Source organism: Flavobacterium sp. 38 (genome assembly GCF_057799715.1).
Window position 1 is genome coordinate 1 of sequence record NZ_JBYNWZ010000009.1, and the last position, 15,676, is coordinate 15,676.

Sequence of the window (15,676 nt, forward strand, 5' to 3'; positions counted from 1 at the left end):
AGATTTTAGATTTTAGATTTTAGATTTTAGATTTTAGATTTTAGATTTTAGATTTTAGATTTTAGATTTTAGATTTTAGATTTTAGATTTTAGATTTTAGATTTTAGATTTTCTAAAAAAATCGCTGCGCTCTTTTTTTTGAATTTGGAATTTGGAATTTCAATATTAGAATTTTGAAATTTACCTTTAGTTAATCATTTTTTTAAACCGATGTATGATTTATATTACTAAGTTTTGTATTTTTATCAATAGCAAAATAATATTATTACCTAACTTTAAAAATAAACTACATGGGAAAATTTGTAATTACCACCAGAGCTAATGGAGAGTTTCAATTCAATTTAAAAGCTGGTAATGGCCAGACCATTCTAACAAGTGAAGGTTATACAACAAAAGCAGCCTGCAGTAACGGAATTGAATCTGTTAAAAAAAACGCACCAGATGATGATCGTTATGACAGATTAGAATCTAAAAGCGGTAAACCATATTTCAATTTAAAAGCTGGAAACGGACAAATTATCGGTCATAGCGAAATGTATGAAAGTACATCGGCTAGAGAAAACGGAATTGAATCGGTAAAGAAAAATGCTCCTGATGCAAGTGTAGATGATCAAACGGCTTAATTGCCTATTTATAATTATAAAAAAAGCTGTTTCTATTGATTTAGAAACAGCTTTTTCATTTAAATATATCTTCTATTTATTTTTTACCTTTTAACTGATACAAAACAGAACTATGAGGTTTTAAATCAGCTGTTATTTCTTTTGAAGTTACTTTTGATTTCTCGCCCGTCCACATATTCAAAACTTCAGCTGAACTAGAGATTCCTAAATCAGAAAGATTTACCGAAACCTTTTGCGAAGTATCATCAGAAATATTGAACAAAGCCAGATAAGTACTGCCGTCTTTCGTGTTTTTTGATGTCACGGCAATTTTCCCGTCTTTCTGAAAAAGCTGTTTTACATCGCTGCTTTCGTTGTGCATTTTTACCACCTCTTTATTCGTCAATAATGATAAAGTGAAAGCATCATTACTTGACAAATCTCCTCCAAAAAACAATGGCGATTTGAAGATATTAAAAAAGGTAATCAAAGTATATTGTTCGTCTTTGGTCAAACGCGTCATTCTATCCTCGCCTCTTTCTCCTCTTATGGAAATGCGTCCTAACGGAATCATATCGCAGTCTGGCCAAGTTCCAGGTGCAATGTACGGATACCATTTTTGCGCTACATCCATCAAATGCGTAATATGAGGCCATGTATCCCAAACATCATCCACCATGCGCCACATGTTTGCGTGTGTGCTCACGTGCGCAGCTGCTGAGATTGGCGTTTCTCCTGGCGAAGTGCTTAAGACAATTTTACGTCCGCATTTGTCAATCGCATTTCTAATTAGGTTGATTTCTCCTTCGTGATAAGGTCTTGACAAATCATCAATTTTAATAAAATCTACTCCCCATTGCGCGTACAATTCGAAAATAGAATTGTAATATTCCTGTGCTCCAGGTTTGTCTGCCACAACGGTATAATTGTCTCGCAGCCATTCGCATTGTAAGGCGGTAGAATACACCTGATCTGCCGTTATTCCGTTTGTTCCTTTTATGGGCAGTTTATCTTCAACGGCTTTTTTAGGAATACCACGCATGATATGGATTCCGAATTTGAGTCCTTTTTTATGAATATAATCGGCTAAAGGCTTAAAACCTTGACCGTCTTTTGCTGAAGGAAATCGGTTAACAGCAGGTAAATATCTTCCGTACTGATCGATTACATAACGCGGATTGGTTTGGTTATAGCCTCCTGCTTTGTCATTTTCTACAAACCATCGAATGTCGACTACGATATATTCCCAGCCAAATTTCTTCAGCTCTTTTGCCATATAATCGGCGTTAGCTTTTACTTCGTGTTCTTCAACTGTTGGCCCGTAACAGTCCCAGCTATTCCAGCCCATTGGCGGGGTTTGAGCCCATTGTTTAAATTCTTCTTTTTGAAATACTTTGGTTTGAGCATTTCCTAATGTTGACAGGAAAAAAACTCCTATCGCCATTGTAAATAAGTTTGTAATTTTCATTGCAAGTGTGGTTTAAGTGTAAGTTATACACTTTAAAAGTAATAAAAAAAATGTACCATGCTCATTTTTTTATTATTTACAGCAATGAATTACATTCTAATGAAAACAAAAAATGCAGAAAAAGTAACTTTTTCTGCATCTTCTAGTATATAATTTTTCTTTGTTTTAATCCAATAAAAATACAATTAAGCCTCTTGCTCCGTGTGCTCCAAGAACCAAAGATTGTTCAATATCAGCAGTTTTAGACGGACCAGCAATGAAAGTTCCGAAACCGTATTCCATGTTTCCAATTCTTTGATACGCTTGCTGCATTGTTGGAACAAGATCACTTTTATGAACAATAATAGCTAAATATTGTGCAATAAATGGCGCGACGCGCTGTCCTAAAATATCATCGGTTACCCACAGTCCGCTGTTTTCTGCTACGCCAAAATGCGCTTTTACAACCGTTAATTCCACATCTTGAAGTGAATGCGGATCTACAGTTTTCCAATCCAAAGAAGCAATTTCTGAAAGCTCTGGTAGCGTCGTAATTACTCTTTTCTCCAGATTGTAATTGGATTTGATGTAATTGATGATTTCGTTATAATCGGCCACTTCAACTGGATCGCCGCCAATTCCTTTTAAAACGGTCTTATAAGTTTCTACTACATCTAATTGTTCTGAACCTAAAAGATTTAGATCCGGCAATTCTGAAACCAAATCAGGCTGATTCAGTTTTATTCTTTTTAAAATTTCGCCTTTACTACTCATTCTTATTCTCTTTAGATTCTCTCGAATTTTTCTTGTACCATTCTCTAAAAGATTCTTCTGGAACATCTGGCATTTCGCGCTGATCGTACCATTTGTTCATCTTATTATTGACTATTCCTGGAATATTCTTCATTACAAATCTTCCTGATTTTCCAGCAATATTAAATACTGTTGGATTGGCCAAAACTGTTGCCATGGTTTTCATAGCTACTGTTTTTGCTTTTGGCGTATGCCCTTCTTTAACCAAAACCTGACGCCATTTGTACAATTGGTCGTGAATATCAATTTTTACTGGACAAACGTTGGTACATGAACCGCAAAGTGTACTTGCAAATGGTAGATCGGCATTTTTGCTCATATCTAAATTCGGAGCTAAAATAGAGCCAATTGGCCCCGCAACAGCATTGTGATAACTGTGTCCGCCGCTTCGTCTGTACACTGGACAAGTATTCATACACGCTCCGCAACGAATACATTTTAGCGAATTTCTAAAATCTTCTCTTCCTAATTGCGTACTTCTTCCGTTGTCAACAATTACGATATGCATTTCTTTCCCGTCTCTTGGCTTTTTAAAATGGCTTGAAAAAGTGGTAATTGGCTGACCTGTAGCACTTCTTGCCAATAATCTCAAGAAAACACCTAAATGTTCTCTTTTCGGAATCAGTTTCTCAAATCCCATACAGGCAATGTGAACGTCTGCTAAGTGCGCGCCCATATCGGCATTTCCTTCGTTGGTGCAAACCACAAATTCGCCAGTTTCTGCAACAGCAAAGTTTACTCCTGTTAAAGCTACTTTTCTAGTTAAAAAAGTATTTCTCAAACTTTGGCGCGCAGATTCTGTCAAATACTGCGGATTGAAGTTTCCTTTTTCTGTACCCAAATGTTCGTGAAAAGTTTCGCTTACATCTTCTTTTTTTAAGTGAATTGCTGGAAGTACGATATGACTTGGCGGTTCTTTTCGAAGCTGTACAATATATTCTCCAAGGTCAGAATCGATTACTTCTATTCCTTTTTCGGCTAAATAATCATTTAAATGGCATTCTTCTGTAAGCATCGATTTGGATTTCACCATTTGCTTAACATCATGTTTTGCCATGATCGAATGCACTATTTCATTGTGTTCTTTGGCATCAGCCGCCCAATGCACAATTATTCCGTTTCGTTGCGCATTTGCTTCGAATTCGACTAAATAATCGTGAATATTAGATAGAACATTAAATTTTATTTGAGATGCGGTTTCGCGAAGCAGTTCCCAATCTTCAATTTGGTGTGCAGATCTGTCTCTTTTAGCACGAACAAACCAAAGCGTTTCATCATGCCAATTGACACGCTCAACGTCTTTGTTGAACTTTGCTGCGGCGTCGCTATGCGGTATTACTTTTTCTGATGACATTTTTTTTGTTTTTTACCATTAAGGCATTAAGAAAATTAAGTCTAACTTTATGAACTTTATTTCTTAATGATTAAAAGAAAATTAAGCTCGATATAAACCTTTTTTATTTTTACCATTAAGGTATTAAGTAATTTAAGCCAAGCTTTATGAACTTCATTTCTTAATGTTTAAAAGAAAATTAAGTCCAGCTTTATGAACTTAATATCTTAATGGTAAAAAACTAATTTTCCAGTGAATTTAATATTTCAGCAATGTGAATGGTTTTGATTCTGCTTTTTTGTCTTTTCAGAATTCCCTCTAGGTGCATTAAGCAAGACATATCACCACCAGTTATAAAATCCACATCATGACTTTCGTGATCTTTAATACGATCCTGCCCCATTTTTACAGAAACAGCTTCTTCAGTAACGCAAAACGTACCTCCAAAGCCACAGCATTCGTCTTTTCTAGTCAATTCAACTAAATCAAGATCTTTTATACTATTTAATAACTGCCCAGGTTTAGAAAAAAATGGCGCATTCAGTTCTGACATTTGCGAAAGATGCAATCCTCGCTGACCGTGACAGCTCACGTGCATTCCCACTTTAAATGGAAATCTTCCATCAATGTGGTCGATTTTTAAAACGTCTGTGATAAACTCTGTAAGTTCGTAAACCGTATTTCGAATTGCTGTTGCCTTCTCTTCCTGTTTTTCGTCATGCAAATGGTCTTTCACATGCAAAACACAGCTTCCAGAAGGACAGACGATATAATCAAATCCAGAAAAATTGGCAATAAAATTGGCGTCGCATCCTTTTGTCAAGTGCGCATAACCACTATTGGCCATTGGCTGTCCGCAGCAGGTTTGTCCCATTGGGAATTCTACCTCACAGCCTAATTTTTGTAGTAATTCGTAGGTTGCGATTCCTACTTTTGGATAAAATTGGTCGACATAACAAGGTATAAAAAGTCCAATTTTCATATTGTAGTATTTAGTGTGTTGTTCATTAGGCGTGTACTGTAAAAATGTAAAAAATACGTTTATACCGCAAATTTACAACATACAGACCGTTTTTACCTAATGTTTATAGAATTTCAAATCAATTAAATCGTTCTGAATTGGTTTTGGATTCCAGTTATCATGAATGGCCAATGCAGCACCCAAAGCACTCGCTTGCGCCATCGAAGCCGCATAAACCTCAACATCTGGAAAAGCTTCTGCCAATAAATTCATATAAATCGAATTTTTACTGAAACCTCCATCAACAAAAATCTTTTTTACCGGACTATTGTGAATCACCAAATTGGTCGAAAAAACCTGCTGTTCTACCAAATCCAACATTAATTGATGGTAAGCTGTTTCGTAATCTTTATAGTTGGAAAGATCCCTTTTTTGAAAAGGACATTCTTTCAGAATATCAAAATTGTATTTTTTAGGATAGATAATTTGAAAATTAAGCGCTCTTAAATTGGCTACAATTTTTTTATCAAAATAAACCTCTTTGTACGTATCAACCGGAACATTAAAATGCTGCGCCAAACGTTTGGTCTGCACTTCGTGTTCGTTTCCTGCAAACAATCGAGCAGCTTTTACTGGTTTCTCTGTATACTGCATGTAACAAAGACAGTCGTTTTGCAGTTCGTCAAAAGTCAGCGGTTTGTTGTTGAATGGATTTAAAGAAATACTCCAAGTTCCTGTAGACAACAATACAAATGGTTCTGTAAAGTTGATTGTATAAGGTATGATCGCCGATGAGCTATCATGCAAACCTACACCAATTGCAAGGTTTTCACGAGTCATAATTACATCTTTACCAAAATGTATTGACGGTATTTTTTCTGCAATATTTTCTTCTTTCAGCCATTTATGGTATCTCATTTTTTTGAAATTCCACAAATTCGTGTGACAGCCAATACTGGTAATATCAGCGTAGGCTTCATTCGTTAAAAGAAAACTTAAAAACTGCGGCAAGTGCAGGCAGTATTTTACTTGTTCGAAGATTTCAGGCTTTTGTTCTTTTAATCGGTAAATCTGCATTCCCGAATTTAAACTGCCTAAAACTGGAGAAGCCGTTTTTACAGCAAACTTCTTTTCTCCTTTGTATTTTTCGTAGAATTCAGATTTTAAATCCTCTGGATAATCTTTTAGATAATTATACAGAGGAGTTAAAACTTTTCCGTTTTCGTCAATGTAAACGAAACTGGCTCCGTAAGTGCTGAAATTGATGGCTTTTAAAACGTACTCTTTCAGTTCTTTTATTTCAGATAATCGATCTAAAATCCAATTTTTCAGTACTTCGATATCTTCACACGGAAATCCATCTTCGTCTGTGGTTTCCTCTAGATTCACCGATTTCTCCCAGACAATTTTATAATTTTCGTTAAATAAAAAAACCTTTTTGTTTGTTTTACCAATATCAAAAATCGCAACTACATTCATTTTTTTTAATTATAAATTATGAATTATTAGTTATGAATTCCAAAACTATAAATTATGAATTTTCATTTGAAGAAAATTCATAATTCATAACTCATAACTCATAATTATAATCCCGTTGCTACTGTTTTTAAACCTCTTTCGTCAATCAAAGTTCCTCTAACTTGAAGCGAACGATATAATGCTACCGGATTTAATGCTGCTCCAGAACGAAGACGAGCTTCTGCCACTAACGCGCGAACATCTGTACGGAAAGCATTTTGAAGAATTTCCTGCGCTTTTACCACGTCATTTTCTTCTTGCGCTTGCTCTAATGCTTTTCTGTCTACAGAAAGTGCTTGAGCGTAAGCAATCATAATCGCTTCTACAGACTGCAATAAATCTTCTAAAGGATCTTTGATGTTGTGAGAAGCGTCGATCATCCAGCCTAAATCTTTAGCGTGATTCATTCCTCTTGCATCCATTCCTTCAACCAATTCATTGAAGATCAAGAATAATTGATATGGTTTTAATGCTCCCGCTGTTAAATCGTCATCACCGTATTTTGAATCGTTGAAGTGGAAACCTCCCAATTTGTTTTCCATTAATAAAATAGAAACAATCTGCTCGATATTAGCGTTTGGCAAATGGTGGCCTAAATCTACTAATGTCTGCGCTTTGTCACCTAACTTTTTAACATACGAATAAGACTGCCCCCAATCTGCTACAGTCGTAGAATAAAAGTTAGGCTCAGCACATTTGTATTCTAAAAATAATTTCCAGTTTGAAGGCAATGCATCGTAGATTTCTTCTAAACTTTCTAATGTATTTTGGTACGCTTTTCTAAAGTTTAATTGTCCAGGAAAGTTAGAACCATCAGCCAACCAAACGGTTAAAGACTCAGATCCTAATTCGATTCCGTGTTTAATTACTTCTATATTATGAGCAATTGCTTGTTTGCGAACTGCTTTGTTTACGTTTTGTAAAGAACCGTATTTGTAAGTGTGCTCAGCACTTGCCTGATCTTGGAATGTATTCGAGTTCATGGCATCGAATTTTAATCCGTGCTGTGCTGCTAATGTTTTAATTTCATTATAATTGGTTGGAATGTCCCACGGAATGTGTAATGAAATTGCTCCAGAAGCATTGTTTAATTTGTGAAGCAAACCAACATCTTCGATTTTTTCTTCTAAAGAGCGAGGTTCTCCTCCGCCAGCAAAACGCCCAAATCTTGTTCCTCCCGTTCCTAAAGCCCAAGATGGAATGGCAATTTGAAAATCGATCAGTTTTTGAATAATCGCTTCTGTATCATTAATTTCTGATGCTGTAAAAACTAATTTGTTCTGGTGTTTTTTTAATAAATCCTCGTTATGAGATTCGATGTGGTTTGATCCGATTAACATAGTTATTGATATTTTAATAGAGTTTACAAGATATATAATTTTATATTTTTAGTATAGTTTTTTAACACATGCTCTCAAATAAGACGCTGATTTTTTATTTTCTGGTTTCACGCAGATTTAAAAAGATTTGAGCAGAAAGCGCAGATTATTTTTGAATCATTTTGATAAAAAAAAAAATCAATAATCTGTCAGATCAGCTTAAATCTTTTTAAATCTGCGTGAAACAAAAAATCATTTTAATCCTTCCAATCTGTGGCTAAAAAAAATCACTAAAAATTAGAACTTATACAATCTAAACTCTTGTTTTACTTCACTTTTTTTTGGTTTTTATAAAGCTGAAAGCGTTATGTCTAAAAAAATCTAACGTTCGAAAGAATTCGAACGCTAGACCACAAAAAACCACTTTTGCTTAAACAAACTTATATAAAAAACCTAAACAATCTTTATCTATAAAAGCCCATGCCTACGCCACCATCTACGTTTAATGCGTTTCCTGTAGATTTACCTAGTAAACCTCCAACAAAAGCATAACAAGCGTTGGCAATATCATCTGGCAATATGATTTCGTTTAATAACGTACGTTTTGCATAGTAAGCAGGAAGTTCTTCAACTGTAACTCCGTATGCCTTTGCACGACCTTCTGCCCATCCGCCAGACCAAATGTTTGAGTCTGAGATTACAGCATCAGGATTTACTGTGTTTACACGAATTTTATCTGCTCCTAATTCAGCAGCCATTAAACGTGTAAGGTGCGCTTGTGCTGCTTTTGCCGAACCATAACCAGGATTGTTCGGACCTGCAACTACTGCGTTTTTAGAAACGATATTTACAATATCTCCTCCAAAACCTTGTTTGCGCATTACTTCGATTCCGGCTTTAGAAACAATAAATTGTCCTTTTACCAAGATATCGTATAATCTATCCCACTCTTCTAGAGTATGTTCTGCGATCGATTTAGAAATACTGATTCCAGCATTATTTACTACAATATCAACACCTCCAAAAGCCAAACAAGCTTCGTCTAATGCTAATTCTGTACTTTTTTCATCTGTAACATTCAATAAAGTGCTAGAAACCGCATCTTTTCCAAATGCTTTTGTAAATTCAGCTGTAGCACCTTGTAAACGCTCTTCGTTAATATCATTAATTACCACGCAAGCACCTTCTTGAGCGAATTTTTTAGCGATAGCTTTACCAATTCCGCCCGCTGAACCTGTGATCAACGCCACTCTTCCAGACAAGGCTTTTGGTTTTGGCATACGCTGTAATTTAGCTTCTTCCAATAACCAATATTCAATATCAAAAGCTTCTTGGTGAGGAAGAGAAGTATATTCAGAAACTGCTTCTGCACCTTTCATTACGTTTACCGCATTGATGTAATATTCAGATGCTAAACGTGCCATTGTTTTATCTTTAGCAAAAGTGAACATACCAACTCCAGGATATAAAATCACTACAGGGTTTGGGTCACGCATTGCTGGTGAATTCGACTTTTTACAAGCATTGTAATAGTCTTTGTACATTGCACGGTAAGCTTCGAATGCTGGAGCTAATTTTGCTTTCACAGCTGCAACATCAGATAAATCTTCGTTTGGATCCAACTCTAAAACCAGTGGACTAATCTTAGTTCTTAAAAAGTGATCTGGACAAGAAGTTCCTAATGGAGCTAATTTTGCTAAATCATTAGAATTAATGAATTCCAAAACTCTTGCATCATCTGTATAATGACCAATCATTTGACGCTCTGATGAACAGAAACCTCTTAAAATCGGAGCTACTTTTGCTGCTTTTAATTTACGGTCTGCTTCTGGAAGGCTTTCAATTTTCTTTCCTCCAAAAACTGGACGTTTTTTACCGTAGTTATCTTCTAAATAAGAAGCACATTTCTCGATTACTTCCAGCGTATTGATATAACTATCAAACGCAGTATCTCCCCAAGTAAACAAACCATGAGAACCTAACATGATTCCGCGTAGTTTTTTACCGTTTTGTGCCGCTTCTTCTAAACAAGCTCTCAACTGAAGACCAAGATCAAATCCTGGACGCTGCCAGCCTACCCAACCAATTTCTCCGTTAAATAATTCTTCTGTGATTTTCTTTCCATCTTTTGCTGCAGCAATAGCAATAGCCGCATCTGGATGTAAGTGATCAATATGTTTGAATGGAAGAAAACCATGTAAAGGCGTATCGATTGAAGGCGCTTTTGATGCCAAATCGAAAATACAGTGGTTGAACAATTCTACCATTTCGTCTTCAAATTCAATACCTCTGTAAACATTTTCAAGATTACGAAGTCTGTCCAAATACAAAGCCGCACAACCTGATTTTGTCAAAGTACCGATATCACCACCAGAACCTTTAATCCACATTACTTCAGAAGATTCTCCAGTAAGAGGATCTTTGTCTGTAATTTTCACAGAAGTGTTTCCACCTCCGTAGTTGGTCAATCTTAAATCAGCTCCTAACAAGTTAGAACGATAAATAAAAAGCGCTACTTCATCACCTGCCAATGCTGCTGCCTTAGCTTCATCCCAAAGGTAGCTTACGTGCTTAAAATTCATATTATTAATTGTTTTTGTATTCGACATATACTATTTTATTATTCTTGTATTTATTTATAATGAGTTACCAATTCCTACCAAAACGATTGCAAGCATTATCAGCCCAATTCCCCAGAAAAAAGTTCTTAAAGTCTTTTTAGAAACTCCAGACCATTCTTTCAAATAAAATCCCCAGAAATTTGCTGTCAGGATAATGGTTGCCATGTGCAAAATCCATGAACTTGCTCCGTTACCAAGTTTGCTTTCTCCCATTCCGTAAAAGAAAAACTGTAAAAACCACATTGTTCCAGCTAAAGCAGAAAACAAAACGTTTTTGGTTATAGGAGTAGCTTTATTGGTATAATCACCAATAGTTTTATTTTTAAAATTCAAGTAAAGACACCAAATAAAGTTGGTAGTAAGACCTCCCCAAAGCAAAACAACATAAGTCACATTGTTTTGAAATAGCGGATTAGAACCATTTAGTATCGCTTGCTCTGCCATAGGCTTTCCTGCCTCGATTCCGTAGTTAAAGAATGAACTTAAAATTCCAGATATTACTGCTACAATTAAGCCTTTTACTAGATTAAAGTCTTTGTCTTTATCTTCGTGACCTGTTGCAAAATCTTTCTCTTTCAGCATTCCTGCTTTTCCTGAAATAGCAATTCCTATAAGATATACCACCACTCCTAGTAAAACTAACTGTCCACCAGAATTAGAAAGCATGTGAGAAAATGAAATTTTTCCTTCTGTCGGAACAAAATCATAATAAATTGACGGAACTAAAGCACCAAATGCAGAACAAAATCCAAGCGTTATAGAATTCCCCAAAGACATTCCAAGGTAACGAACTCCAAGACCATAAGTAAGTCCTCCAATTCCCCAGATTAACCCCATTGAATAGGTAAATGCTTTTATTGATGGAGATGCTGTTGCGATAATTTCACCAAAATGAGGAATCGTCAAATAAGCTGCGATTGGCGGTACAATCAGCCAAGAGAAAAATCCTCCTACAAGCCAATAGCTTTCCCAAGCCCAGTCTTTTACTTTTTTAAAAGGCATATAAAAACTACCTGAAGAAAATCCTCCGATAGAATGAAAAATGATTCCTAATAATGATTCCATTTATTAAATTTTAGTTTTTGGTTTGTTTAGATAGCAATTTGGTTTTGTAAAATAAGAGAATGTCAAAAAGAAAACTGTCCTGTACTATCCTTTACGGATTTCGTATTTTTTGTTAAAACTAAGGATTATTAGAAATAACGGCTTGTAATTATTGGGTAAATAAATTTAAAATGGCTATTTTAGCAATCGATTTCGCAATTATTGATTCCGCATTCGGGTTAAAATTCAGGAATTATAAAAAAAAGATTACAAGCCTTAGTAAATTCTCTTTTTAATCGCTTAAATAATTCTGCACAGACAGATTCTTTCGAAAGAAGAGATTTTTTTGAATTATTTAGAATTAAAATGGGTTTCGGTGCAATACGAAGCAAATTTTCTCAAAATGAACATGATTAAACTTATTAAAATCGACGAAGATTCTCGAGTTCCTAAATACAAACAGATTGTTGACTCCATTCTTCAGAACATCGCTAACGGGAATTTGAAAATCAATCAAAAAATTCCTTCCATTAATAGTTTCAGTGAAGAATTTTATATGTCACGCGATACTGTTGAGAAAGCCTATAATATTTTAAAAGAACGAAAAATCATTTCTTCCATTAGAGGAAAAGGCTATTATATTACCCGAACCAAACTAGAATCTAAAGTTAATATTCTGTTTCTGACCAATAAATTGAGCTCGTATAAAATGAAAACATACAGCTGCTTTATTGATACTCTCGGAGCCAATGCCCATGTCGATCTTCAAATTTACCACTGTGACGAAACTTTATTCCTAAATATATTAGACAAGTTTGAGGGCGCTTACGATTATTATGTGATTACAACGCATTTTAAAACAGACGAATTAAAACATTTAAGTTTTACTGACAATGTGGTAAATGCGATTAAAAATATTCCGCAAGAAAAACTGGTTGTTTTAGACAATATCAAATTAGGAACTGGCGATAATGTCATCAAAATTTATCAAGATTTCGAAAATGATATTTATAATGCATTAAAAGAAGGCCTTTCTAAAATAACCAAGTACAAACGTTTAATTCTGGTATATCCAGATAAAGCCGTTTATCCGTATCCGAGAAGAATTTTGCACGGTTTTAGAAAATTCTGTGTCGAACACGAAATCAATTTTGAGATTCTAAGCGAAGTCTACGATGATATGATTCTAAAAAAAGGCGATTTGTTTATTACGATCGAAGAATCTGACTTGGTGAATTTAATGAAACAGATTCGCGATGAAGAATATGTTTTAGGAAAAGAAATTGGTGTTATCTCTTATAATGATACACCTCTAAAAGAATTATTAGGCATCACCGTAATGTCAACCGATTTTAATGTAATGGGAGAAACTGCCGCAAGAATGATCCTGAACAAAGAAAAAGGTCAGGTAAAAGTGCCGTTTAATTTTATTGATAGAAATTCTATTTGAGGTGCTAAGGTTTTTTTAGCCACTAAGGCGCTAAGACACAAAGTTTTTTCGCCACGAATTCACGAATTTTCTCTAATTTAATTCGTGCGATTCACCCCAAAAAACACCGATTTATTCGCCACAAATTCACGAATTATATAAAAAATTCGTGAATTCGTGGCGAAAAAACTAACCGTAAAGGGCTTCGACTCCGCTCAGCCTGACAGGCGCAAAAACTATCCGATAAAATTTGCGCTAATTTGTGGTAATTTGTGGTAAAAACCATCTAAGAAAAACTTGTGCAATTCGTGTAATTCGTGTCAAAAAACACAAAATCTATTCGCCACGAATTCACGAATCGAATATAAAAAATTCGTGAATTCGTGGCAGAAAAACTAACCGCACAGGTCTTCGACTCCGCTCAGACAGACAGGCGTAATAAAAAACTATCCAAGAAAATTTGCGATAATTTGTGTAATTTGTGGTAAAAAACATCCAAGAAAAATTTGTGCAATTCGTGTAATTCGTGGCGAAAAACGAACCGCATAGGGCTTCGACTCCGCTCAGCCTGACAAACGCAGTAAAAACTATCCAAGAAAATTTGCGCTAATTTGTGGTAAAAAAATCCAAGAAAAATTTGTGCAATTCGTGTAATTCGTGGCGAAAAACGAACCGCACAGGACTTCGACTCCGCTCAGCCTGACTGGCGCAATAATTCACGGCAAAAGAAAGCATAAAAAAACCTCGCCGATTGACGAGGTTTTAGTTGTATTATTTTTTTGATTCTTCGATAGAAACTTTTCTGAACTCTTTTAAAAGTTTTTCAATTTCTAAAGTAGCTTTACGTGCTCTTGGTCCTGCAGCCTTGATACCTTTCTCAGTTAAAGATTCAGCTTCTGCTTTGAATGTGTCAATTTCGGCGTTGATTTTTACTAATAAATCTTTCATGCTTATATATTGTTAAATTAAGCCACAAAAATAAAAGTTTGTGTGATAGTTACAACAATTTTGCTGTTAAATTTAATGCAGTTTTTCATGCATTTTCTTTACAATAAATTGACTTGCTTTGTTTTCAAAAACCCAGCAAACACAACATATTAACAATCAAAGACTTATTAATAAAATATTCTAATTACGCTTATTTTAATGCTTCGTAGAAAGTATCTCAGTTCAAACAATTTTATCAGAATTTGGCGTCTGAAACCCTTCTATTTGTTAATTTTTACAGGAAAAAATTGCTCCAAAAAGGAAAAAATTAGTCAATTAGAGCCTTATTTAGATAAACATTCTTGAAAATAATTCCATTTACAATACTCTTATCAATCTTCGTTTTTACAGATTCTATATTTAGATTTTCAAATTCAAAATTGCTTAATCGCACATTCGGATCTTTTTCCACACCATAAAAATTAGTGCATTTGAGATTGATATTTCTCAAAGTAATATGATCTCCATAAGACAGCGGGATATCTTTACGATTTTTTAAATCATAAAACTGCCGCCACGCAAAAATAGCCAAACCCGTTTCCGCTTCACCTTGAATATTTTCTACCAAAATATATTCGTAACGCTGCGGCGTATCCGGTCTCATTTTTAACCAAAGCAGCCGAGAAGCACCTTCTATCTTACTGTTTCTAATAATTACATTTCGGTTATGAATAGCTTCACTCCCATTGGTCAATGCCGAATGACAAAATCCGAAAGTGCAATCCTCAATGATGATATTTTTATTAGGTCCGTTATTCTCGTCTTGGTCTGCATAAGGCCCTTTACCACCTTTTAGCGCCACGGCATCATCATTAACCGACATATAACAGTTTTTTATTAAAACATTTTCGCAGACATCCAGATCAACCGCATCTGTACTAGGCGCTTTGATTCCGATATGTGGCGAAAAAATATAGAGATTAAGCAGTTTTACATTCTTGCATTTATAGAAATGATTTGTCCAAAAACCAGAATTTATCAATTTTATATCTTGAAACTGAACATCATTACAATTCCAAACAAAAACTAATCGAGGTCTAGAAACTTCAAGGTTTGTACAATCTGGGTTTTCACTTCTCCTTTTCCAAAAAGCTTCCCAAAATTTTTTACCATTCCCGTTTACAGTTCCTTCTCCAGAAATAGAAAAATGATCTACTCCATAAGCATTCACCAAAGCAGGAAAATAATCCAGATTCTGCCCTTCTATTCTTGAAGCCCTAATCGGATAATCAGCAATTGCATCTGAACCTTTTAAAACCGCTCCTTTCTCTAAATATAAAGCTGTTTTTGGTTTAAAGAATAAAGCACCGCTCAAGAAAACACCTTTTGGAAACACAATTACACCTCCGCCATTTAATGATGCTTGGTCAATTACAGTCTGAATGCTCTTCGTCTGAATTAATGTGCTGTCTTGCTTAACTCCGAAATCTGTTATACGATATTGTTTCCCTAAATCTTTCAGCTGCAACTTCTGATCATTTTTGAACCACTTGCTAATCGGACTTCCATCAGGAAAAAATTCCGAATCTTTCTGTGCAAAAGAAGAATTTAGGCAACATATAAAAGTTAAAACAAGAATAAGCTTTCTCATTTGTATAACAG

Annotated in this window: 12 protein-coding genes; 2 read left to right on the forward strand and 10 right to left on the reverse strand. The window is 35.1% G+C overall.

Features of this window, described 5'->3' with window-relative positions; all coding sequences use genetic code 11:
- The first annotated feature begins 290 nt into the window (after positions 1-290).
- Positions 291-623, forward strand: a complete 333-nt coding sequence (locus AC3E9W_RS18580; RefSeq protein ID WP_306161500.1) for a YegP family protein — start codon at positions 291-293, stop codon at positions 621-623.
- Positions 624-699: 76 nt separating this feature from the next.
- On the opposite strand, the gene AC3E9W_RS18585 is transcribed toward AC3E9W_RS18580, so the two are convergent.
- From AC3E9W_RS18585 to rhaT, 8 genes are all read right to left on the reverse strand, one after another.
- Positions 700-2,070, reverse strand: a complete 1,371-nt coding sequence (locus tag AC3E9W_RS18585) for a glycoside hydrolase family 27 protein (protein ID WP_488769539.1) — start codon at positions 2,068-2,070, stop codon at positions 700-702.
- Between the two features lie 165 nt (positions 2,071-2,235).
- The gene (locus AC3E9W_RS18590; protein WP_488769540.1) at positions 2,236-2,823 is read right to left on the reverse strand and encodes a LutC/YkgG family protein; all 588 of its coding nucleotides are present in this window, start codon (positions 2,821-2,823) and stop codon (positions 2,236-2,238) included.
- Complete coding sequence (locus tag AC3E9W_RS18595) at positions 2,816-4,216, reverse strand: lactate utilization protein B (RefSeq protein ID WP_488769541.1); 1,401 nt, start codon at positions 4,214-4,216, stop codon at positions 2,816-2,818. Before AC3E9W_RS18595 ends, AC3E9W_RS18590 begins: the two co-directional genes overlap by 8 nt.
- A 220-nt stretch (positions 4,217-4,436) precedes the next feature.
- Entirely contained in the window at positions 4,437-5,177 is a 741-nt protein-coding gene (locus AC3E9W_RS18600; protein ID WP_488769542.1) for a (Fe-S)-binding protein, read from the reverse strand.
- A 96-nt stretch (positions 5,178-5,273) separates the two neighbouring features.
- Positions 5,274-6,635 (reverse strand): FGGY-family carbohydrate kinase, encoded by a 1,362-nt coding sequence (locus AC3E9W_RS18605; RefSeq protein WP_488769543.1) that lies wholly within the window; start codon positions 6,633-6,635, stop codon positions 5,274-5,276.
- Between the two features lie 104 nt (positions 6,636-6,739).
- Positions 6,740-8,014 carry a sugar isomerase gene (locus AC3E9W_RS18610; protein WP_456895239.1) on the reverse strand — a complete coding sequence of 425 codons (1,275 nt, stop codon included), beginning with the start codon at positions 8,012-8,014 and terminating at the stop codon, positions 6,740-6,742.
- 443 nt (positions 8,015-8,457) lie between these two features.
- The gene (locus AC3E9W_RS18615) at positions 8,458-10,602 is read right to left on the reverse strand and encodes a bifunctional aldolase/short-chain dehydrogenase (protein WP_488769544.1); all 2,145 of its coding nucleotides are present in this window, start codon (positions 10,600-10,602) and stop codon (positions 8,458-8,460) included.
- Between the two features lie 27 nt (positions 10,603-10,629).
- Positions 10,630-11,679: an L-rhamnose/proton symporter RhaT gene (gene rhaT / locus AC3E9W_RS18620; RefSeq protein ID WP_488769545.1), complete on the reverse strand. Its 1,050-nt coding sequence runs from the start codon at positions 11,677-11,679 to the stop codon at positions 10,630-10,632.
- A 388-nt stretch (positions 11,680-12,067) separates the two neighbouring features.
- Between rhaT and AC3E9W_RS18625 the strand changes: the two genes are divergently transcribed.
- Positions 12,068-13,108 carry a GntR family transcriptional regulator gene (locus tag AC3E9W_RS18625; protein ID WP_456895408.1) on the forward strand — a complete coding sequence of 347 codons (1,041 nt, stop codon included), beginning with the start codon at positions 12,068-12,070 and terminating at the stop codon, positions 13,106-13,108.
- A gap of 750 nt (positions 13,109-13,858) precedes the next feature.
- On the opposite strand, the gene AC3E9W_RS18630 is transcribed toward AC3E9W_RS18625, so the two are convergent.
- Both AC3E9W_RS18630 and AC3E9W_RS18635 read right to left on the reverse strand, forming a co-directional pair.
- Positions 13,859-14,035 carry a histone H1 gene (locus tag AC3E9W_RS18630; protein WP_026729959.1) on the reverse strand — a complete coding sequence of 59 codons (177 nt, stop codon included), beginning with the start codon at positions 14,033-14,035 and terminating at the stop codon, positions 13,859-13,861.
- A 307-nt stretch (positions 14,036-14,342) separates the two neighbouring features.
- Complete coding sequence (locus tag AC3E9W_RS18635) at positions 14,343-15,665, reverse strand: rhamnogalacturonidase (protein ID WP_488769546.1); 1,323 nt, start codon at positions 15,663-15,665, stop codon at positions 14,343-14,345.
- Between the last annotated feature and the right edge of the window lie 11 nt (positions 15,666-15,676).